The following is a 19,253-nucleotide window of genomic DNA, read 5'->3' as shown; positions in this document are numbered from 1 at the left end:
TGGAGCCGTGCGAAACGCATGATGGCTAATGGCGCAAGGACGCCGGTTTGCGCCGGCCTGTTGCGGCGACGCCACGCATGGCTGGGCTGGCAGCGCGAGGCGTTGACGTACCAAATGGACAAAGGCGCAAAGCAAGATGGCCTGACGCGCAACCTTGTCTGAGGCGCGTTGCGCGCATCCGCCAAGGCGATATTGGTATTCCGCTACACCAGACCGGAGACGCGCGCCGATGGCGGCCGATGACCAATCGATCCACGGCCCGCCGCGCCTCGGCTATACCGGCGACCCGCGTGGGCCGGCCTATGAGATGTGGCGGGAGGAATTTTGCCGTCGCGTGATGGCAGCTGATCTTGCGCCCTTGTCCGAGGGCTCTTTTCACTGCGACGTCAAAGCATTGATGTTGCCGCAGGCAACCATATCCTTCTGCAACGGCACGCCGATCAGATTCATGACGCTCAACGCCAGCGATAATCTGGCGTTGCTGATTGCGCCGGATTCGCCGTTGCACGCGGTCATGGGCCGTCGCGCGCTCGAAGTCGCGCCGCTGGGCATCAGTCTCATCGACGCCTCCATCAAAGGCGCATTCGTCTCGCAGCTCGAGGAGGGCGGCAACAAGGCGGCTTTGTTCGACCGCAAGACGCTGCTGTCTTATTGCCCCGATGCCGAAGACAGCGTTGCGCGGCCACTCGATCATAACCCGGCGCTCACTGCGCTGCTGCATCGATATTACGACTTCGCGGTTCAACACGCCGAGGGACTAGATGCGCTGGCGCAGCACGCCGTTTCGCAACACCTGATGGATCTGATGGTGCTGGTGCTCGGGGGCAGGCGCGACGCCACCGAATTGGCGAAAGAGCGCGGCCTCCCCGCGGCTCGGCTGGAAGCCATCAAGGCCGACATTCTGGCGCGGCTCGGCGACGGCAGCCTCGCGCTCGCCGACCTCGCGCGGCGCCATCGCGCCAGCCCTCGCACCATTCAATTGCTGTTCGAGCGCAGCGGCGTCACGTTCTCGGAGTTCATGCTGGAACAGCGGCTGCTGCGGGCGGCACGGCTACTGCGCGATCCGATGCACCGGGCGGCCAAGATCAGCGACCTAGCCTATCTCTCCGGCTTCAACGACGTCTCGTATTTTCACCGAGCCTTTCGCCGGCGCTTTGGCATGACGCCTTCCGATGCGAAGGTACGGCAGATGGAAACGGACGGCCGCAGTTAACGAAGGGACGTCGCCGTCGCCCTCGACGCAGGCGCAAAATCACCGGAAAGATCGAGTTCCTGCTTTCACGTTTAGTTGTTGGCCCAGAACCCGCCTCCGCCTCATTGATTGATGAGAATTCGAAGGAATCGAGAAGGATCTGGACATGCGAGCAGAGCGGATTGCGCTGGGTGTGGCGCTCACGATCGGCGGCATCTTCGCCCAGAGCGCAGCATTCGCCCAGGAATATCGCGGAACCATGGAACAGCAGATGGCCTGCACACCAGATGTGTGGCGCCTGTGCAGCGACCAGATTCCGGACAGGAACCGCATCGTGGCTTGCTTGCAGCAGAACACACCGCAGTTGTCGAGCGCCTGCCGTGCGGTTTTCCAGTCCAACAATCAGGTGCAGCCGGTGCCGCGCGGTCGCGCCGTGCCGCCACCGCGCTATAATTCTGCGCCACCGCCGCCCGCCGCTGCGCCGACATTCCCGCGGACTTATGACGATGACGACTAGCGCATGATCCGGACCCGGAGGGCCGCGTTAGCGCAAAGTGGCAGCTGTTTTCCGAAAGATCATGCTCAAACAACAACCTAAAGCGCGATGATGATTCGTCCCAATCTCAACGCGCTTTAGCGCGCCATTCTGAACGGTGTCGAAGTTACGGTATCGTGCGACGTTGGCTGTGCTTCTGACGACGCCGCGATGGCGCCGTTGGTCGAGTGAAACCGCGCGGCGGCCTGAAACCAATCCTGTTGATTCCGAGTGTTGCGAACAGGCCAGGCCTCGCGAGCGAGGCGCGTGGTTCGCATTGATCGTCGTCGCCGTGAAATAACACCGAGGGGCACCGCTTCGTTCAGCGCTCCCCCTTGCTGTCCGACTGAGGTCGATGTCGGAGCGCTGTCCGCAAGACAACTCCGAAGAGCAGTGCTGCGACTGGCCAATGGAACCAGATCTTGTGCATGCCGGTGAAAACATTGATCAGAAGCAGAAAGGCCGACACTGTGAGGGCCGCTGCAACCGGGCGGGGCAGCCTTGCCAGCCCATCCGAGACGACATGCATCCACGAGGATGGCTCGTGCCTGTCGCCAATCCGCAGGGGACCGGCTTCCTCGCGGCGAGTGGGGCTTTCGTCGACCGCGAAGCTCCGTCCCTGATCGGTCCGGCCGCTCATGGTCACCCGATAGCTGGTCATGGGCGCAACGTTCTTCATTGGTCGCTGACCGAGACAGTCGAAGCCAACGGATAATTTGTTGTGCACCTGATCGTAGACGGAGCTCGAGATCACGACGCCGCCGGGGTCGGCGAGTTCTTGCAGTCGTGACGCGATATTGACCCCATCGCCATAGATGTCGGAACCGTCCACCATCACGTCTCCGAGGTTGATGCCGATGCGAAACCGCATCGGGGGTGTGTGAGGTGGATCCGAATCCTGGTTGGAAATTTCCTGCTGAATCTCGACCGCACATTGCACGGCCTCGACGACGCTGGCGAACTCGGCGATGACGGCATCGCCCCAGGTATTCACGATGCGGCCGTCATGACGTTCCACCAATCCCGCAATGGCAGTGCGGTAGCGGCGGAGCGTCTCCAGCGTTCCCGTCTCGTCTGCTTCCATGAGGCGAGAATAGCCGTGCACGTCAGCGCAGAGGACGGTGGTCAGTCGTCGTTTCACCTTGTCGTCGGTCATGGCCCCTATGGTAGCCTCCCTGACCGGCAAATGCATCAGGCAGTCGAGGCTATAGCGGGCGTCAAATGCGCTCGATCTGCGCGCCGCGGTCGATGACTACGCGCCGTAGCCGCCCGACGGCCTGTGCTCGCAGACATCGACCCATTCAGCCGCGGTCAGTTCCACCATCCGCTCTGGCGTGATGCGAACCGCGCTGTGGGTCGAGCCCGCAGCCGGCACCACCACGTCGAACGCCTTCAGCGACACGTCGCAATAGACCGGCAGCGGCGCCCTCAGTCCGAACGGACAGACGCCGCCGACCTCGTGGCCGGTGATCTCGGCGACCTCCTCCAGTCCCAGCATCTTCGGCTTGCCGCCGAACTGCGCCTTCACTTTCTTGTTGTCCATGCGCGAGGTGCCCGCGGCGACGATCAGGATCACGCGCTCGCCGATCCGCAAGGACAGCGTCTTGGCGATCCGTCCCGGCTCGACGCCATAGGCCTCGGCCGCCAGCGTCACGGTGGCGGAGCTGATTGGGGATTCGATGACGGAGATGTCGGGGGCATTCTCGGCGAAGAAGGCGCGAACGGATTGAAGGCTCATTCAATTCTCACGGGCGGGCGACGATGGTGGGCAGCTCCGAGAGCGAACGGACGCGATGATCCGGCGCAAAGCCGAGTTCGTCCATCTGGGTCCGGAGCGCCTTGAACATGGTCAGCGGTGCCACGAGTTCGTTCTCGACGCAAGCCAGCGCCATCGCCTCGGGCGTCACCCGCTCGATCCAGGCCACGTTCAGACCGAAGGATTTTGCGCCCGCGACGTCCCACGGATTGGACGACACGAACAGCACCTCGTCCGGCGCGGTGCCGAGCACCTCGCCGATCAGCTGATAGGCCGCCGGGCTCGGCTTGAAGATCTTCTTCGCATCGACGCTGATGGTGGCATCGAGCAGCCGGTCGAGCCCGGAGTTGCGCACCAGCGCGTTCAGCATGTCCGGACTGCCGTTGGAGAGGATGGCGAGTTGTCGCGGCCTCAAGGCTGCAAGCGCGCTCGTTGCATCCGGATAGAGATCGAGATGCAGATACTTTTCGATCACGCGCTCGAATGCCTCGCTGTCATAGGCGAGCCCGAGCACGCGCAGCGTATAGGCGAGCGCCTCGCGCGTGACCGCGTCAAAATCCTGGTAGCGCTGCATCAGCGAGCGCAGCCAGGTGTATTCGAGCTGCTTGATGCGCCAGACCTGCGTGATGATCTCGCCATAGCCCGGAAACGCATCCTCGGTGACGTCAGCAACAGACTGGATGTCGTAGAGCGTTCCGTAGGCGTCGAAGACGACGGCTTTGATGCTCATTGATCCGCTCCCTTGTGTCGCAAGCGCACGGACTATGCCGACGCAGTCGGCTTACCGTGTTTCGTATTCCAGGTGTCCCGCTCGGCGAAGACCCGGCTGACCTCCGCCATGTGCTCGGTGCCCCACGCGCAGAGCGGCACCAGCGCCTGGGCCAGGCTGAGGCCCAGCGTGGTGAGGCTGTAGTCCACGCGCGGCGGCACCTCCTTGTAGTCGGTCCGCTTCACGAGACCATCGGCCTCGAGCTCCCTAAGCTGCTGGATCAGCACTTTGTCGCTGACATCGCGCACGGATCGCCGGAGCTCGCCGTAGCGGGTCGGCCCGCCCTGCGCGAGGAAGTACAGGATCAGCGGCTTCCACTTGCCGGCGACGACCCGCAAGGTCGCATCTAAGCCGCACGTGAAGCCGGGCAAATTCGGCGTGCAGTTCTGGACAGCGGGTGAAGGCGGCGCCGGAGGAGAGGTCGGGTCTGACATTTTTTGGGCACTTACCAAAAGGTGCATACTTGTCGATAGGTGGGTAGGCCGCCAGCTCAGTGCAACCTCAATGAAGGAGCACATCATGAGCAGACTACAAGGCAAGACGGCGGTGGTGACGGGCGGCGGAACCGGCATCGGACTTGGAGCGGCGAAACGGTTCGTCGACGAAGGCGCGTTCGTCTACCTCTTCGGGCGGCGGCAGGAGCCGCTCGATGCCGCCGTTGCGCAGCTGGGGCCCTCGGCGCGCGCCGTCAGGGGCTCGGTGACCGATCTGTCCGACCTCGACAGACTGTACGCGGCGGTGAAAGCCGAGCGGGGCGGGCTCGATATTCTGTTTGCCAACGCCGGGACCGGATCGTTTGCGCCGCTCGGCGAGATCACGGTCGAGCACTACGATCAGACTTTCGACGTCAATGTGAAGGGGCTCGTGTTCACCGTGCAAAAGGCCCTGCCGATGATGACGAAGGGGGCGTCGATCATTCTCACCGGTTCGAGCACGGGGGTGATGGGGACGCCGCAGTTCAGCATTTACAGCGCGACCAAGGCTGCGATCCGCAATCTGGCCCGCAGCTGGGCGCAGGACCTGCGCGGCACCGGCATTCGCGTCAATGTGCTGTCGCCCGGGCCGACCAAGACGGAGCTGGCGCTGGAGGTCGTCGGCGAGGAAGCGTTCGATGCGCTGGGAAGCGCCACGCCCATCGGGCGTGTGGGCGACCCCTCCGAGACGGGTGCGGTGGCCGCGTTCCTGGCGTCCGCGGACAGCAGCTTCATGACTGGGGGCGAGGTCTTCGTCGATGGAGGCCTGGCGCAAGTCTGACGTCTTCGCCGGAACGTGAGGGCTTCGATCAACGGGATCGAAGCCCTCTGTGCGCAGCGGTCATGGGACCCCGACTAGATCCCCAGCAACTTGCGCGCGTTCGCTTTCAACACCTTCGGCCGGATCTCGTCGCGGATGTCGATCTTGGCGAAGTCCGACAGCCAGCGGTCCGGCGTGATCACCGGCCAGTCCGAGCCGAACAGCATCTTGTCCTGCAGGATCGAGTTGATGTAGCGCACCAGGATCGGCGGGAAGTACTTTGGCGACCAGCCCGAGAGGTCGATGTAGACGTTCGGCTTGTGGGTCGCGACCGACAGCGCCTCTTCCTGCCAGGGGAAGGAGGGATGGGCGAGGATGATCTTGAGGTCGGGGAAATCGGCCGCGACGTCGTCCATGTACATCGGGTTGGAATATTTCAGCCGCATGCCCATGCCGCCGGGCATGCCCGAGCCGACGCCGGTCTGGCCGGTGTGGAACAGCGCGATCGCGCCGCCATTGTTGATCTCTTCGTAGAGCGGATAGGCCATGCGGTCGTTGGCGTAGAAGCCCTGCATGGTCGGATGGAATTTGAAGCCGCGCACGCCGTATTCCTCGATCAGCTTGCGCGCCTCGCGCGCGCCGAGCTTGCCCTTGTGCGGATCGATCGAGACGAACGGGATGAGGACGTCGAGATGATCGGAGGCGGCCTCGATCATCTCGTAATTGTTGTAGCGGCGGAAGCCGGTCTCGCGCTCGGCATCAACAGGGAAGATCACCGCGGCGATGTTCTTGGAGCGATAATAGGCCGCGGTCTCCGGCACCGTCGGCGGATGCTTGTTCGGCGACTTGAAGTACTCCGCCATCTGCGCCTGGAAGTCGTCGTAGCCGTCATCGGGATGGCAGCCGCAGGGCTCCTCGGCATGGGTGTGGATATCGATGGCGACGACATCGTCGATATTGGGCAGCTTCAGCTTCGGCATTGGTTTCCTCCCGACGGGTTGTCAAATTGATTATATGATATAACGAATTTGGCAAGGCGTTGCTGGAAGCAAAACCGCAGCCCGCAAAAGTCGTTGCTGTGCCTGGCCTCTGGTGAGTTAAATCGGGCCGATCCGGCCGCTTCTACTGTGCATGGGGTTGTTTTCGCGAAATTGCCGGTTCGGAACCGGGCAGTTAACATTGACATGACCTCCCGCCATGCCTTAAGAACCGCCCCGTCCCGGGCGGTCGGTCCGCCAGCGGGAAAGATCTCATTTTGCCACATTCGCGCGTGCCGAAACGGTAGTGCCGAACACGGCCTTTCGAACGTTCAGGATTCTGCCATGAAGGTCCGTAACTCGCTGAAATCGCTGCGCGGTCGCCATCGCGCCAACCGCCTGGTCCGCCGCAAGGGCCGGGTCTATGTGATCAACAAGGTGCAGCGCCGCTTCAAGGCTCGCCAGGGCTGAGCTGAGCGGCTGATTGCCCTCGCGGTCGCCTTCGCGCGCCCCGCAAGACCACGGTCTCACACGAGTTTGACGCCGCCTTTGCTTTGCAAGGGCGGCTTTGCGCGTTTAGACTTTCACCATGGCAGTGAGATTCCCTTTCGTGCGCACGCTGTGCCTGGCTCTCGTCCTGGGCGCCACTGGCCTCGCTCCGGCGCTGGCGCAGCAGATTGAGCCGCCGAGCCCGCCCGGCAAGCAGAAGAAGCTGCCGGAGGCGCCGTCCAAGCTGCCGAAGGTCGACCGCAGCAAGAATCTCGATTTCCTGTTCGGCGCGCTGAAGGCGGCGCCCGACGAGGCCAGCGCCAAGCATGTCGAGGCGCGGATCTGGGCGATCTGGCTGCAGACCCCGAGCGACACCGCGGCGCTTCTGATGTCCCGGGCCAAGACCGCGGTCGACGCGCAGAAGATCGAGATCGCGATCAAGCTGCTGGATTCGGTGATCAAGCTCAGGCCCGACTACATCGAGGCGTGGAACCGCCGCGCCACGCTCTATTACATGCAGAACGATTACGGCCGCTCGCTCGCCGACATCCGTGAGGTGCTTATCCGCGAGCCCCGCCATTTCGGCGCGCTCGCAGGCCTCGGGATGATCATGCAGGAGGTCGGCGACGAGAAGCGTGCGCTCGAGGCCTATCGCAAGGCGCTGGCCGTCAATCCGCACCTCGAGAAGATCCCCGACCAGGTCAAGGCGCTGACCGAGAAGGTCGAAGGCCGCGACATCTAGCCTCGAACTCGATCAGTTCTTGAGGGAATGCGGCGCCTGCCGATTAACCACGATCGCAAGCGCGGCGTTTTGAGGGCTATTGCAGCCGCCGCCACAGGCTTACCTGCAGCGCAGGAGCACAGCCATGAAGCGCTTGATCTTTGCGGGTAGCTTGCTGCTCGCGTCGGGAACGATGAGTTTTGCCGACGGACTGTTCTGGGTGGTCGGCAACCGCGCCACCGGCAAATGCGACATCGTGACCAGCAATCCGGTCATCATCGGCGATATCTGGTTCGGCGACGGTCCCTACAAGTCCAGGGCCGATGCCAAGCTTGCCCGCTCTACGATTCGCGCCTGTCCCGCACCCGCCGCCGACGACGAAAAGGCCGAGGACAGTACCAACCAGGACTAATGCAGGACGCTGCCGCCGCGCTCGGCGAGGCCGCGATCTGCGGCCGCGGCGTAGGCCTTGGCAAGCTCCGCCTCGAGATGCTCGTTGATCAGCAGCAGTGCCCGCACGGCACCGCGCAGGTCGCCGTTGCAGCTTGCGACGATTTCATCGATTGCAGTGTCATTCGATCTGAAGCTCATCGAAAATCCTCCGGTTCAAACCAGGACAAATCCTGCCGGCCTTTCCCGCATCCCTGAAGGCTGCAAGGAGGATCGGCGCCCACCCGCGCCTAAATGGCGGAACCGACCGTGGCGATTATATGGAAGCCGCGATGACGGTCGCATGAAGCTGGTCCGAAGCTTGCGTGTCGCAGGGCAACATCATTGATTCCACTTGCTTTTTCTGTTTGGCAATTGTGGACATATCCACAGCCCCCTTAATTTCTGTGGAAGTGCCGAAGGGCCCGGGGCGAAACTGCCACGTGCCACGCTCGTAATTGTGAAGTGCCCTGGATCGCCCGGATTCTCTCCATGATCGTGATGTCAGTCGTGACGGCGCTGGTTCTGCTGGTGCTGGTTACGCAGGCGGGTGTCCTCGCCGTGCAGCGCGCCTTTCCGCCGCAGGGCCGCATGATCGAGGTCGATGGCGCCGTGCTTCACGTCGTCGACATCGGCCCGCGCGAGGCTGCCTTGCCGATCGTGATGCTGCACGGCGCGAGCTCCAACCTCGAAGCGATGCGGCGTCCGCTCGGTGACCGCCTCGCCCAGAACCATCGCGTGATCCTGATCGACCGTCCCGGCCACGGCTGGAGCACGCGCGCGCGGCGGCAGGATTCGACGCCGGAGGTCCAGGCGCGGATGATCGACGAGGCGCTTCAAAAGCTCGGGATCGAGCGCGCGATCTTCGTCGTGCATTCCTGGAGCGGCGCGCTCGGCGCGCGGATCGCGCTCGATCATCCGGCCCGCGTCGCTGGCCTCGTGATGCTGGCCCCCGTCACCCATCCCTGGCGCGGCGGCGTCGGCCGCTACAACGAGCTCATCGCAACGCCCGTCGTCGGCCCGCTGCTCGCCTACACCATCACGCTGCCGCTCGGCTATTTCGTCGCCGAGTCCGGCGCGCGCAACGTGTTCTTGCCGCAAGTTATGCCGGATGGTTTCGTGCAGGACTCCGCGACGCCGCTTTTGCTGCGCCCGCGCGAGTTCATCGCCAATGCCTATGATCTGGTGACGCTGAAAGAGTCGGTGGCCGCGCAGGTCGCGCGCTACGGCGAGATCAAGGCGCCGGTCACGATCATCGCGGGCGAGCCCGACAAGACGGTGAAAACCAGCATCCACGCGCGGCCGTTTGCAGCATTGGTGCCGAATGCGAAGCTGATCGTGCTGCCCGAGCTCGGCCACATGGTGCAGAACGCCGTGCCGGATCTGGTGAAGACGGAGATCGAGACGATGATCGGAAGCATCGTCCCGGCGCAGGCGGCCGCCGACTAAAGCGTTTTCGAGCGGCGGCCGCCGTTCGCGCGCTTACTGCTTGATCTTCCCGTCCTTGTCGTACTGCGAGATGAAGGTCCAGAGATTGTTGATCTCGGTCTCGTTCTTGATGCCGGCGAACGCCATCTTGGTGCCGGGGATCTTGGCCTTGGGGTCCTTGATGTATTCCTTGAAGGTCGCCTCGTCCCAGGTGATGCCGGAATTCTTGTTCGCATCCGAATAGCTGTAGTCCGGCGCAGTTCCCGACTTGCGGCCGTTGAGGCCGTTCAGCTCGGGGCCGACCTTGTTCTTGGCGCCTTCGCCGATCGCGTGGCACGCCAGGCACTTGTTGAACGACGTCTTGCCTGCGGCTGCGTCCTGCGCCATCGCGTTGGACGATATGGCGGTGGACGCTGCGGCGGTCATGGCGAGGGCAACCAGCGCGCCGAAAGTCAGTTTTGTCATAAGGGTGCTCTTCGTCTCTTCCCGGGTCAGATGGAGGGTCGTGGTTTTGGCAGGTCCGATGCAGGTGGACAAGCCGCGAAACTTTGACAGGTTTCCTGATAGCCGACTTGCCCCAGAGAGAACTTGCGCTGCAACAAAGCAATGCGACCTTCGGAGGACCCTACCCAAAGACGGCAAGACATGATTGATTTGCCGGGACAATTTCCTCCGTCGGACGAAGGCTTCGTAATATGGCCATCATGATGCCCGCGAGCGACCAGAAAGTGCTGGCGCGTCGCAGCGAGATCGTCGCCGCCTTGCGCGCGATCGTGCCTGGCGAAGGCGTGATCGACAGCGCCGCCGAGATGCGGGCCTATGAATCCGACGGGCTGACTGCCTATCGGCAGCCGCCGATGGTCGTGGTGCTGCCCGATACGACCGAGCAGGTCTCGCTCGTCCTGAAATATTGTGCCGCGCATGGCATCAAGGTGGTGCCGCGCGGCTCGGGCACGTCGCTGTCCGGCGGCGCGCTGCCGCTGGAAGACGGCGTGCTGCTGGGACTCGGCAAGTTCAAGCGCATCCGCGAGATCGATTTCGACAACCGCGTCGTCGTCACCGAGCCCGGCGTCACCAACCTCGCGATCAGCCAGGCGGTCGCGCATGCCGGCTTCTATTACGCGCCCGATCCGTCCTCCCAGATCGCCTGCTCGATCGGCGGCAATGTCGCGGAGAATTCCGGCGGCGTGCATTGCCTGAAATACGGCATGACCACCAACAACGTGCTCGGTTGCGAGATTGTCCTGATGAGCGGCGAGATCCTGCGCATCGGCGGCAAGGGGTGCGAGAACGCCGGCTATGATTTGATGGGCGTCATCACCGGCTCGGAGGGACTGCTCGGCGTCATCACCGAGATCACGGTGCGCATCCTGCAAAAGCCGGAGACGGCGCGCGCGCTGATGGTTGGATTCGCGCAGGTCGAGGCGGCCGGCGAATGCGTGGCGCGCATCATCGGCGCCGGCATCATTCCCGGCGGGATGGAGATGATGGACAAGCCGGCGATCCACGCCGCGGAAGCCTTCGTTCATGCCGGCTATCCGCTCGATGTCGAGGCGCTGCTGATCATCGAGCTCGACGGGCCCAAGATCGAGGTCGACGAGCTGATCACGCGGGTCGAGAGCATCGCAAGAGGCTGCGGCTCGGTGACGCTGCAGATCTCCAATTCGGAAGCCGAGCGCAACCTGTTCTGGGCCGGCCGCAAGGCCGCGTTCCCGGCCGTCGGCCGCATCTCGCCCGACTATCTCTGCATGGACGGCACGATCCCGCGCGGCGCGCTGCCGAAGGCGCTGGCGCGCATCCGCGAGCTCTCGGAAAAATACCAGCTCGGCTGCGCCAACGTGTTCCACGCCGGCGACGGCAATCTGCACCCGCTGATCCTCTACGATGCCAACAAGCCCGGCGAGATCGAGCGCGCCGAAGCGTTCGGCGCCGACATCCTGCGCGCTTGCGTCGAGTTCGGCGGCGTGCTCACCGGCGAGCACGGCGTCGGCATCGAGAAGCGCGATCTCATGGGCGACATGTTCACCGAGATCGATCTCAACCAGCAGCAGCGCCTGAAATGCGCCTTCGATGCCCAGGGCCTGCTCAATCCCGGAAAAGTGTTTCCCACCCTGCACCGCTGCGCCGAGCTCGGCCGCATGCATGTCCATGCCGGCAAGCTGGCGTTCCCGGATTTGCCGCGGTTCTGACGGCCGCGGTGATGGTGCCCCCTCTCTCCTTGCGGGAGAGGGTGGCTCGCCGCGCAGCGGCGAGACGGGTGAGGGGTATCTCTCCGCACATGAAACTCGCAGAATTTATTCGCTGAGAGAGACCCCTCATCCGGCGCCAGAGCCGAAGCTGCGCTTCGGCGTTCTTAAGAACGGCGGCCGAAGGCCGCCTATGCCACCTTCTCCCACAAGGGGAGAAGGAAGAAGAGCCCTCACAGCAGCCCGTATTGCGCCCGCTCGCGCTTTGCCAGCAATGGCAGTGCTTGGCCGGCGATCCAGGTCTTGAAATGCGCGCTCTCCTGGTGCGCCTTGAAAGCGGCTTCGTCGCGGAACAGCTCGTAGAACAGGAACTGGGCCGGATTGTCCTTAGCCCGCGAGATCAGGAACAGCTTGACGCCGTCCTCGCGTTGCGCCTCCGGCAGGAAGCGGTCGAGGATCCCTGCGACCTTGTCGGCCTCGCCCGGCTTGGCCTCCCATTGCGCGACGACGAGCAGGCCGCCGCCGTCGACGGCGTCGCTGAGAGATTTCTGCGTGGCATAGTGGTTCATGACGAGTGCCTCCATCGGTTGGTCGCGACTGCGATCGGCGCAGATTTGTAGCGACGGCCCGCCGGCTTTGGTTCGCCGATGATCGAAGTGTCGATGTCGTGAATGCATCGATGATGATCGAAGCGTCGATGTGGGCGTTGCGCCGCATCCAATCGCGCCGGCGAGGGCCGCTGACGTCACGCCGCATTTGATTTTGGCGGCGAATTTCGCTACCGCCTTTTCCCGTGGATACGCTCAGGGTCAGAGACGCCAAAGACGTCGAAGAGGTGGTGCGCGCGGCGATTGCCAATGAGCAGCCGCTCGAGATCATCGGCCATGGCTCCAAGCGCAGCATCGGCCATGCCATGGCGACCAACGCCGTGCTCGACATCTCAGCACTCAATGCCGTCACCTCCTACGAGCCCAACGAGCTGATCGTGACGCTCCAGGCCGGCGCGCCGCTTGCCGACGTGCTGTCGCTGATCGATGCCAAGAACCAGCAATTCGCCTTCGAGCCGATGAACACCGCACCGCTGCTCGGCACGCCGGCGCTGGGCACCATCGGCGGCATGATCGCGGCCGGGCTCGCCGGGCCGCGGCGGATCCGGGCGGGCGGGGCGCGCGATCACCTGCTCGGCGCCCATGCCGTCTCCGGTTTCGGCGACAGCTTCAAGACCGGCGGCAAGGTGGTGAAGAACGTCACCGGCTACGACCTCTGCAAGCTGCTCGCGGGGTCCTGGGGCACGCTGTCGGTGATGACCGAGGTCACGCTGAAGGTGATGCCGAAGCCGGAGGCCGAGCGGACGCTGCTGTTGCGCGGGCTCGATGATGCCGTCGCCAACAAGGCGATGACCGCGGCGCTGGGCTCACCCTTTGACGTCTCCGGTGCCGCGCACCTGCCGAAATCGGCGCTCCGGGCCAAGACCGACGGGGTTGGCGACGTTGCAGGCCAGGGCGAGGCGCTGACCGTACTGCGGCTCGAGGGCATCACCGCCTCCGCCGCCCACCGCGCCGGCTCGCTGCGCGAATTGCTGGCGCCGTTCGGAACCGCGACCCTGGTGGAGGATGCCGCATCGTCCGCACTGTGGGCGACGCTGCGCGACGTACTGCCGTTTGCGGCAAGTGGCGCGCTGGGAGCCTGGCCGGTCTGGCGCATCGTCTGCCCGCCGGCATCGGGTGCCGCGCTCGGGACGCAATTGGCGCGCGAAACCGGCGGCGACGTGATCTATGATTGGGGCGGCGGCTTGATCTGGGCCGCATTGCCGCCGAAGGGCGACGCGCATGCTCCGGTCGTGCGTGCGTGCGCGAATGCGGCTGGTGGTCACGCCACGCTGATCCGGGCGGCAGAGGCTGTCAGGCGCGACGTCGACGTGTTCCATCCGCAAGCGCCCGGCATCGCCGCCCTGAGCGAGCGGGTGCGCGCCAGTTTCGATCCGAAGACCATCCTCAACCGGGGACGCCTGAGCCGGGGCGCTGCGGCATGAAGACCGAATTCTCACTCGCTCAGCTCGCCGACCCCGATATCGCGGAAGCCGACAAGATCCTGCGCGCCTGCGTCCATTGCGGCTTCTGCACTGCAACCTGTCCGACCTACGTGCTGCTCGGCGACGAGCTCGATAGCCCGCGTGGCCGCATCTATCTGATCAAGGAGATGCTGGAGAAGGACCAGACCCCGACGGCCGAGGTGGTCAAGCATGTCGACCGCTGCCTGTCGTGCCTCGCCTGCATGACGACCTGCCCCTCGGGTGTGAACTACATGCACCTCGTCGACCAGGCCCGGGTCAGGATCGAGCAGCGCTATCAGCGGCCGCTGGCCGAGCGGCTGCTGCGCCAGGTGCTGGCCTTCGTCCTGCCGGACCCGCAGCGTTTTCGCTTCAGCATGGTGCTGGCGCGGCTGGCCCGTCCGCTCGCCGTGTTCCTGCCGACGCCGCGGCCGTCGGCCACGCCCGGCCTGATCCAGCGTATCAAGGCGATGCTGGCGCTGGCCCCACACCGGCTGCCGTCACCGGGGCCGCTCCCTGGCAGCGTGTTCGCAGCTCTCGGCAAGAAGCGCGGCCGGGTCGCGCTGCTCCAGGGCTGCGCCCAGCAGGTGCTGGCGCCGCGCATCAACCAGGCCGCCATCAGCCTGCTCACCCGCCACGGCATCGAGGTCGTCCTGGTCAGGGACGAGCAGTGCTGCGGCGCGCTGACCCATCACCTCGGCAACGACCACGATGCATTGGCTCGGGCGCGTGCCAACGTCGCGGCATGGACCGCGGAGGCGGCCGGCGAGGGGCTCGATGCCATCCTGGTGACGACCTCCGGCTGCGGCACGGTCATCAAGGACTATGGCTATCTGCTGCGCGAGGACGCTGCGCTTGCCGCCGATGCGGCGAAGGTGTCCGCTCTCGCCAAGGACATCACAGAATACGTCGCCGGCCTCGGATTGGAATCGACTGCACGGCAAGACAACATCGTCGTCGCCTATCACTCCGCATGTTCGTTGCAGCACGGACAGAAAATCACGGGGCTTCCGAAAGAATTGCTTTCCAAGAATGGATTCGTGGTGAAAGATGTACCCGAGAGCCATTTGTGTTGCGGCTCGGCGGGGACCTACAACATTCTCCAGCCCGAGCTTGCGGGTCGGTTGCGCGATCGCAAGGTCGCCAACATCGCAAGCGTCAAGCCGGACATGATTGCCGCGGGCAATATCGGCTGCATGGTGCAGATTGCCAGTGGCACGTCAGTTCCGGTCGTACACACGATTGAGCTTCTCGATTGGGCTACGGGCGGGTCGCGGCCGGCACTGAACGCGCAAGTTTGAGCTTTCAGAGCCTGAACTTTCCTCCCGAGGTGACGACTGAAGACGCCCGATCGACCATTGTTCGGCGGCAACAGGAGGACCACGATGGCGAAAGCGAAGAAGAAGAAAAGCAAGAAGGCCAAAAAGGCCAAGAAGGCTGTAGCGGCGAAGAAGTCCGCGAAGAAGGCGACGAAGAAGAAGGCAGCCAAGAAGTCCGCGAAGAAATCTGCCAGGAAATCTGCAAAGAAGGCCGCCCCGAAGAAGGCTGCCAAGAAGACAGCAAAGAAGGCGGCGGCCAAGACGGCTGCACCGAAGGCCGCCAAGAAGACTGCAAAGAAAGCGGCACCGAAGAAGGCGAAGGCAGCTCCCGCGCCGAAGCCGTCAGCGCCGGCGGCAGCTCCGGCGCCCGAGCCCGTCGCCGAGACGAGCTGGGCGATGCCTTCGTCTTCTGCGGAACCGACGCCGGCCGAGGGACAGGGCTAGGCCGAAAGCCGGGTTCAATCCCCCGGCCCTGATCGACACCGGAAAGGCCGCAGCGGCGACGCTGCGGCCTTTTTGCATCGCCCTGTGAAAGGCGGGTGCTGCCGATTCTTTGGGGAAGGTTGATTCGTTGCGTCGGCACCACGGAGCCAAAGGCATCCGTACTTGCACGGCCCCCTTATGCACTCTGGAGTGCAAATGATGTGGTCGAGAAGTCACACAGACGGACAACCTTTCGTGGAAACGCTAAAACGCCTAAAAAGTCGGCAGATGCCCGCGCTTTTTGCTTCACCGTTCGCATCCCTCGCTCCAGATTGTCGCAGTAACGCAATTTTGCAGACAGGTCGCACGACCCGGGGGGCTTCCGGGGGCCGACCGGTGAGTAAGAACGGGTAGATGGGGATCGAAATGAAAAAAGTGGCTTTGTTGGCAACGGCGCTGGCAATGGTGACGACGGGTTCGGCTTTCGCGGCAGACATGGCGGTGAAGGCCAAGAAGGCCCCGCCGGTGGTGGCTTTCGATCCGTGGGATATCGCCTTCGGCGGCGCGATCATGAGCGACTACATCTTCCGCGGTATCACCCAATCGAACCACAAGCCGTCGGTCGCGGCCTATTTCGAGCCTCGCTACAACGTCACCAAGGACCTCCAGCTCTATGTCGGCGTCGCCGGTGAGAGCATTTCCTTCCCGAACCGCGCTGCAGCCGAGATCGACGTCTACGGCGGTATCCGCCCGACCTTCGGTGCGTTCGCCTTCGACATCGGCGTGTGGGGCTATTTGTATCCGGGCGGCACCTGCTACTTCGGCGGCACCGGCATCGACAACGCCGGCGTCTTCCAGGGCGCCGACTGCGCCGAGAAGGCCTTGCTCAACACCAACGTGATCAAGAAGGACCTGAGCTTCTTCGAAGTCTACGGCAAGTTCACCTACACCGTGAACGACAACTGGTCGTTCGGCGTGAACGAATATTACACCCCGAGCTATCTGAACTCGGGCGCCTGGGGCAACTACACCTCGATCGTCGGCAAGTATATCGCGCCCAGCACGGTGTTCGGCTCGAGCGGCGTCGGCATGTATGTGTCGGGTGAGTTCGGCCGTCAGTGGCTCGGCACCTCCGACAGCTTCTACGGCGTGCCGGCCTTCCCGAACGGCATCAAATATGCCGACTACAACACCTGGAACATCGGCATCGGCTTCACCTACAAGGTCATGACGCTGGATCTGCGCTACTCCGACACCGACCTGTCGAAGGGCGATTGTAACGCCTTCACCAGCGATTTCTCGGCCCGCGGCAACATCACGGCGTCGAGCGGCACCTTCGTGACCCCGATCAATCCGACGGGCGTCGGCTCCAACTGGTGCGGCGCGGCCGGCATCGCCAAGCTGTCGTTCGACCTGACGGCGATGACCAACCTGAAGTAAGTTTCTTCCCGGGACTACTCACGAGGGCGGCAGGGCAACCTGCCGCCCTTTTGCTTTGGGGGAGGCGGGTCGGCCACAAGGCCGAGACCCAGAGCCAGACTACAAAGGCGTGTCTGCGGTCTGAACTGCGAGCGGCTGAAGCAGCGCCGACGCCTCACACCCCGTCATTGCGAGCCACCGGGCCCGCGCGAAGCGCGGCCCGATGACAGGCTCCGCGAAGCAATCCAGGCTGTCTCCGCGGAGAGATTCTGGATTGCTTCGCTACGCTCGCAATGACGAACGGCCGCTGTCGCCTCAGCGCGCCGCAGTCGGCTCCTTCTCGGCCGGCGCGCCGGCGCTGCCGAGGACGTGGATCTCGCCGTCCTGCACCATCGCCACCTTGCGGGTGTGGAAGACATCGAGCGTCGAACGGTGGCCGATCGAGACGATGGTGGCCTGCGGCAGCTTCTCCGCCAGCAACCGGTACAGCCGCGCCTCGGACGGCTCGTCCAGCGACGCCGTGGCCTCGTCCAGGAAGAGATAGTCGGGTGCATGCAGCAGGGCGCGGGCGAGCCCGAGGCGCTGCTGCTCGCCGAGCGACAGCATCCGGTTCCAGTGGCCGTCCTCGTCGAGGCGTCCGGCGAGGTTGGGCAGCCCGACCGCAATCAGCGTGTCCTTCACACGAGCGGGCTCGAACGTGTCGGGCTTTGCCGGATAGACCACGGCGTCGCGCAGCTTGCCGACGGGGAAATAGGGACGCTGCGGCAGCATCATCAGCCTGGCCTTTTCGGGCACGAGGATGGCACCGGTGCCGAACGGCCAGATGCCCGCGATGGCCCGGAACAGCGTCGACTTGCCGGAGCCGGACGGTCCGGTCACCAGCACGCGTTCCGAAGGCTGGATGGCAAAGGCATCGGCGGCAACCAGCGGCGTACCGTTGGGCAGGTTCACGCACAGCTGCTCGAGGGCGATGATGCGGCGGCCGCCCGCGGCCTTGAGGGCGATCGCAGGCTCATGCGCCGGCAGGTTTGTGGAGGAGGCGACCGACATCTCGAAGCCGTCGAGGCGTGCGACGATCGCGCGCCATTCCGCCAGCGACCGGTAAGCCGTGACGAAGAACGACAACGCGCCTTGTACGCTGGAGAAGGCGGATGCGGTCTGCATCATGTCGCCGAGCTGGATCTTCTTGGCGAAGAAGGCGGGTGCCACCAGCACATAGGGAAAGAGCACGGCGGCCTGCTGATAGCTCGCCGTGAACGCGGTGAGCCGCTTGGTCCGGCTCATGATGGCGTACCAGTTGCCGATCACGAAGCCGAAGCGATCCAGCAGCCGGCTGCGTTCGGCGCCTTCGCCCCTCAGCAGCGCGATCTGCTCGGAGTTCTCGCGGACACGGACGAGGTTGAAGCGGAAGTCGGCCTCATAGCGCTGCTGCTCGAAATTGAGGTTGACCAGCGGGCTGCCGATCCAGTGCGTCAGCGCGGTGCCGAAGATCGCGTAGATCAGCGCGCCCCAGCACAGATAGCCCGGGATCATGAGATCGGTGCCGAACAGGTGCAGCGGTGCGGCGTTGGAGAGGCCCCAGAGGATGATCACGAAGGAGAACAGCGTCACGATCGAGGAGAGCAGGCCGAGCCCAATCGTCAAGGTCTGCTCGACGAAGTTCTTGACGTCCTCGGTGATGCGCTGGTCGGGGTTGTCGGCCGCATCGCCCTTGAGCTGCATGCGGTAATGCGTGGCGTTCTCGAGCCATTCGCCGAGATAGTGCCGGGTCAGCCATTGCCGCCAGCGGATCTGCAGCCACTGGTTCAGGTACAGCTTGTAGACCGCAAGCGCGATATAGGTGGAGGCGAGGGCAACGAAGATCCAGATCTGCGTGACGAAGGCGTCCCAGTCGCTCGCCTGCAGAGCGCTGTAGAACCTGTTCTGCCACTGGTTCACCAGGACGTCGATCGCCACCAGCGCCAGCTCCATGGCAATGACGGCGCCGAGCAGGCCGCGGCCGGCCCATTTGTCCTCGGATCGGAAATAGGGCATGGCGATTCGCCAGACGATCGCGAGCGTGGCGCGGATGTTGTTCACAGAGCTCTGTCTCCTCGAGGGGATGTGCACAAATGCCCTGAGCCAAAGACTTGAGGCAATGGCGAAAACGGGCGCGCTTAGACTAAAGTCGCAAGATCTGCAATTTGCGTTGGATTGTCGCAGCCTGCAACCCTAGCATGGGCCCGACGGCGCGGGGCGGGGCGCTCTGGGATTTCGCGAGCTTGTGAGCGGAGGGGAACCGCCGCATCCGCGAGGAATTCGCGTCCGGCTCGGGGGTTATCGCTTCC

Annotated in this window: 21 protein-coding genes; 12 read left to right on the top strand and 9 right to left on the bottom strand. The window is 64.0% G+C overall.

The annotated features are described in order from the left end of the window. The first annotated feature begins 229 nt into the window (after positions 1-229). Both IQ16_RS23995 and IQ16_RS23990 read left to right on the top strand, forming a co-directional pair. A complete protein-coding gene (locus IQ16_RS23995) occupies positions 230-1,213 on the top strand; it encodes a helix-turn-helix transcriptional regulator (RefSeq protein WP_018648450.1) in 984 nt (327 codons plus the stop codon). A gap of 145 nt (positions 1,214-1,358) precedes the next feature. Then, on the top strand, positions 1,359-1,709 hold the full coding sequence (locus tag IQ16_RS23990; RefSeq protein WP_018648449.1) for a hypothetical protein: 351 nt from the start codon (positions 1,359-1,361) through the stop codon (positions 1,707-1,709). A 340-nt stretch (positions 1,710-2,049) separates the two neighbouring features. Here the strand turns inward: IQ16_RS23990 and IQ16_RS23985 are convergent, their stop codons facing one another. The 4 genes from IQ16_RS23985 to IQ16_RS23970 all read right to left on the bottom strand — a co-directional run bounded on the left by IQ16_RS23985 (position 2,050) and on the right by IQ16_RS23970 (position 4,686). Then, positions 2,050-2,883: an adenylate/guanylate cyclase domain-containing protein gene (locus tag IQ16_RS23985; RefSeq protein WP_026312904.1), complete on the bottom strand. Its 834-nt coding sequence runs from the start codon at positions 2,881-2,883 to the stop codon at positions 2,050-2,052. A gap of 96 nt (positions 2,884-2,979) precedes the next feature. Further along, positions 2,980-3,465: a YbaK/EbsC family protein gene (locus tag IQ16_RS23980; protein ID WP_018648447.1), complete on the bottom strand. Its 486-nt coding sequence runs from the start codon at positions 3,463-3,465 to the stop codon at positions 2,980-2,982. 7 nt (positions 3,466-3,472) lie between these two features. After that, positions 3,473-4,213 carry a haloacid dehalogenase type II gene (locus tag IQ16_RS23975; RefSeq protein WP_018648446.1) on the bottom strand — a complete coding sequence of 247 codons (741 nt, stop codon included), beginning with the start codon at positions 4,211-4,213 and terminating at the stop codon, positions 3,473-3,475. 32 nt (positions 4,214-4,245) lie between these two features. Continuing rightward, on the bottom strand, positions 4,246-4,686 hold the full coding sequence (locus IQ16_RS23970; RefSeq protein ID WP_026312903.1) for a winged helix-turn-helix transcriptional regulator: 441 nt from the start codon (positions 4,684-4,686) through the stop codon (positions 4,246-4,248). 85 nt (positions 4,687-4,771) lie between these two features. Between IQ16_RS23970 and IQ16_RS23965 the strand changes: the two genes are divergently transcribed. Further along, positions 4,772-5,506 carry an SDR family NAD(P)-dependent oxidoreductase gene (locus IQ16_RS23965; RefSeq protein ID WP_026312902.1) on the top strand — a complete coding sequence of 245 codons (735 nt, stop codon included), beginning with the start codon at positions 4,772-4,774 and terminating at the stop codon, positions 5,504-5,506. Positions 5,507-5,580: 74 nt separating this feature from the next. Here IQ16_RS23965 and IQ16_RS23960 read toward each other — a convergent pair whose 3' ends face one another. Further along, positions 5,581-6,465, bottom strand: a complete 885-nt coding sequence (locus IQ16_RS23960; protein ID WP_018648443.1) for a 4-hydroxyphenyl-beta-ketoacyl-CoA hydrolase — start codon at positions 6,463-6,465, stop codon at positions 5,581-5,583. A 342-nt stretch (positions 6,466-6,807) separates the two neighbouring features. On the opposite strand from IQ16_RS23960, the gene ykgO reads away from it, so the two are divergent. The 3 genes from ykgO to IQ16_RS23945 all read left to right on the top strand — a co-directional run bounded on the left by ykgO (position 6,808) and on the right by IQ16_RS23945 (position 8,084). Further along, positions 6,808-6,933 carry a type B 50S ribosomal protein L36 gene (gene ykgO, locus IQ16_RS23955; protein WP_006611362.1) on the top strand — a complete coding sequence of 42 codons (126 nt, stop codon included), beginning with the start codon at positions 6,808-6,810 and terminating at the stop codon, positions 6,931-6,933. A 118-nt stretch (positions 6,934-7,051) separates the two neighbouring features. Next, the gene (locus tag IQ16_RS23950; protein WP_018648442.1) at positions 7,052-7,693 is read left to right on the top strand and encodes a tetratricopeptide repeat protein; all 642 of its coding nucleotides are present in this window, start codon (positions 7,052-7,054) and stop codon (positions 7,691-7,693) included. A 124-nt stretch (positions 7,694-7,817) separates the two neighbouring features. Further along, a complete protein-coding gene (locus IQ16_RS23945; RefSeq protein WP_026312901.1) occupies positions 7,818-8,084 on the top strand; it encodes a hypothetical protein in 267 nt (88 codons plus the stop codon). Here the strand turns inward: IQ16_RS23945 and IQ16_RS23940 are convergent. After that, on the bottom strand, positions 8,081-8,263 hold the full coding sequence (locus tag IQ16_RS23940) for a hypothetical protein (protein ID WP_018648440.1): 183 nt from the start codon (positions 8,261-8,263) through the stop codon (positions 8,081-8,083). The genes IQ16_RS23945 and IQ16_RS23940 overlap by 4 nt on opposite strands. 330 nt (positions 8,264-8,593) lie before the next feature. Between IQ16_RS23940 and IQ16_RS23935 the strand changes: the two genes are divergently transcribed. Continuing rightward, positions 8,594-9,550 (top strand): alpha/beta fold hydrolase, encoded by a 957-nt coding sequence (locus IQ16_RS23935; RefSeq protein ID WP_018648439.1) that lies wholly within the window; start codon positions 8,594-8,596, stop codon positions 9,548-9,550. 33 nt (positions 9,551-9,583) lie between these two features. Here IQ16_RS23935 and cycA read toward each other — a convergent pair whose 3' ends face one another. Further along, entirely contained in the window at positions 9,584-9,994 is a 411-nt protein-coding gene (gene cycA, locus IQ16_RS23930) for a cytochrome c-550 CycA (RefSeq protein ID WP_018648438.1), read from the bottom strand. 230 nt (positions 9,995-10,224) lie between these two features. Between cycA and IQ16_RS23925 the strand changes: the two genes are divergently transcribed. Next, a complete protein-coding gene (locus tag IQ16_RS23925; RefSeq protein ID WP_018648437.1) occupies positions 10,225-11,718 on the top strand; it encodes an FAD-linked oxidase C-terminal domain-containing protein in 1,494 nt (497 codons plus the stop codon). Between the two features lie 230 nt (positions 11,719-11,948). Here IQ16_RS23925 and IQ16_RS23920 read toward each other — a convergent pair whose 3' ends face one another. Next, the gene (locus tag IQ16_RS23920) at positions 11,949-12,284 is read right to left on the bottom strand and encodes a putative quinol monooxygenase (protein ID WP_026312900.1); all 336 of its coding nucleotides are present in this window, start codon (positions 12,282-12,284) and stop codon (positions 11,949-11,951) included. Between the two features lie 224 nt (positions 12,285-12,508). Between IQ16_RS23920 and IQ16_RS23915 the strand changes: the two genes are divergently transcribed. The 4 genes from IQ16_RS23915 to IQ16_RS23900 all read left to right on the top strand — a co-directional run bounded on the left by IQ16_RS23915 (position 12,509) and on the right by IQ16_RS23900 (position 16,947). Continuing rightward, positions 12,509-13,747: an FAD-binding protein gene (locus IQ16_RS23915; RefSeq protein ID WP_018648435.1), complete on the top strand. Its 1,239-nt coding sequence runs from the start codon at positions 12,509-12,511 to the stop codon at positions 13,745-13,747. After that, positions 13,744-15,066, top strand: a complete 1,323-nt coding sequence (gene glcF, locus IQ16_RS23910; RefSeq protein WP_018648434.1) for a glycolate oxidase subunit GlcF — start codon at positions 13,744-13,746, stop codon at positions 15,064-15,066. Before IQ16_RS23915 ends, glcF begins: the two co-directional genes overlap by 4 nt. 84 nt (positions 15,067-15,150) lie before the next feature. After that, complete coding sequence (locus tag IQ16_RS23905) at positions 15,151-15,528, top strand: hypothetical protein (RefSeq protein ID WP_018648433.1); 378 nt, start codon at positions 15,151-15,153, stop codon at positions 15,526-15,528. A gap of 405 nt (positions 15,529-15,933) precedes the next feature. Next, on the top strand, positions 15,934-16,947 hold the full coding sequence (locus tag IQ16_RS23900; RefSeq protein ID WP_026312899.1) for a TorF family putative porin: 1,014 nt from the start codon (positions 15,934-15,936) through the stop codon (positions 16,945-16,947). A 294-nt stretch (positions 16,948-17,241) separates the two neighbouring features. On the opposite strand, the gene IQ16_RS23895 is transcribed toward IQ16_RS23900, so the two are convergent. Continuing rightward, entirely contained in the window at positions 17,242-19,005 is a 1,764-nt protein-coding gene (locus IQ16_RS23895) for an ABC transporter ATP-binding protein/permease (protein WP_018648431.1), read from the bottom strand. Positions 19,006-19,253: the final 248 nt, after the last annotated feature.

Origin of the sequence: Bradyrhizobium huanghuaihaiense (genome assembly GCF_007830635.1) — a bacterium.
Lineage (GTDB): Bacteria > Pseudomonadota > Alphaproteobacteria > Rhizobiales > Xanthobacteraceae > Bradyrhizobium > Bradyrhizobium huanghuaihaiense.
The sequence above is the reverse complement of the archived record's forward strand: the minus strand, read 5'-3'. Positions and strand labels throughout refer to the sequence as shown.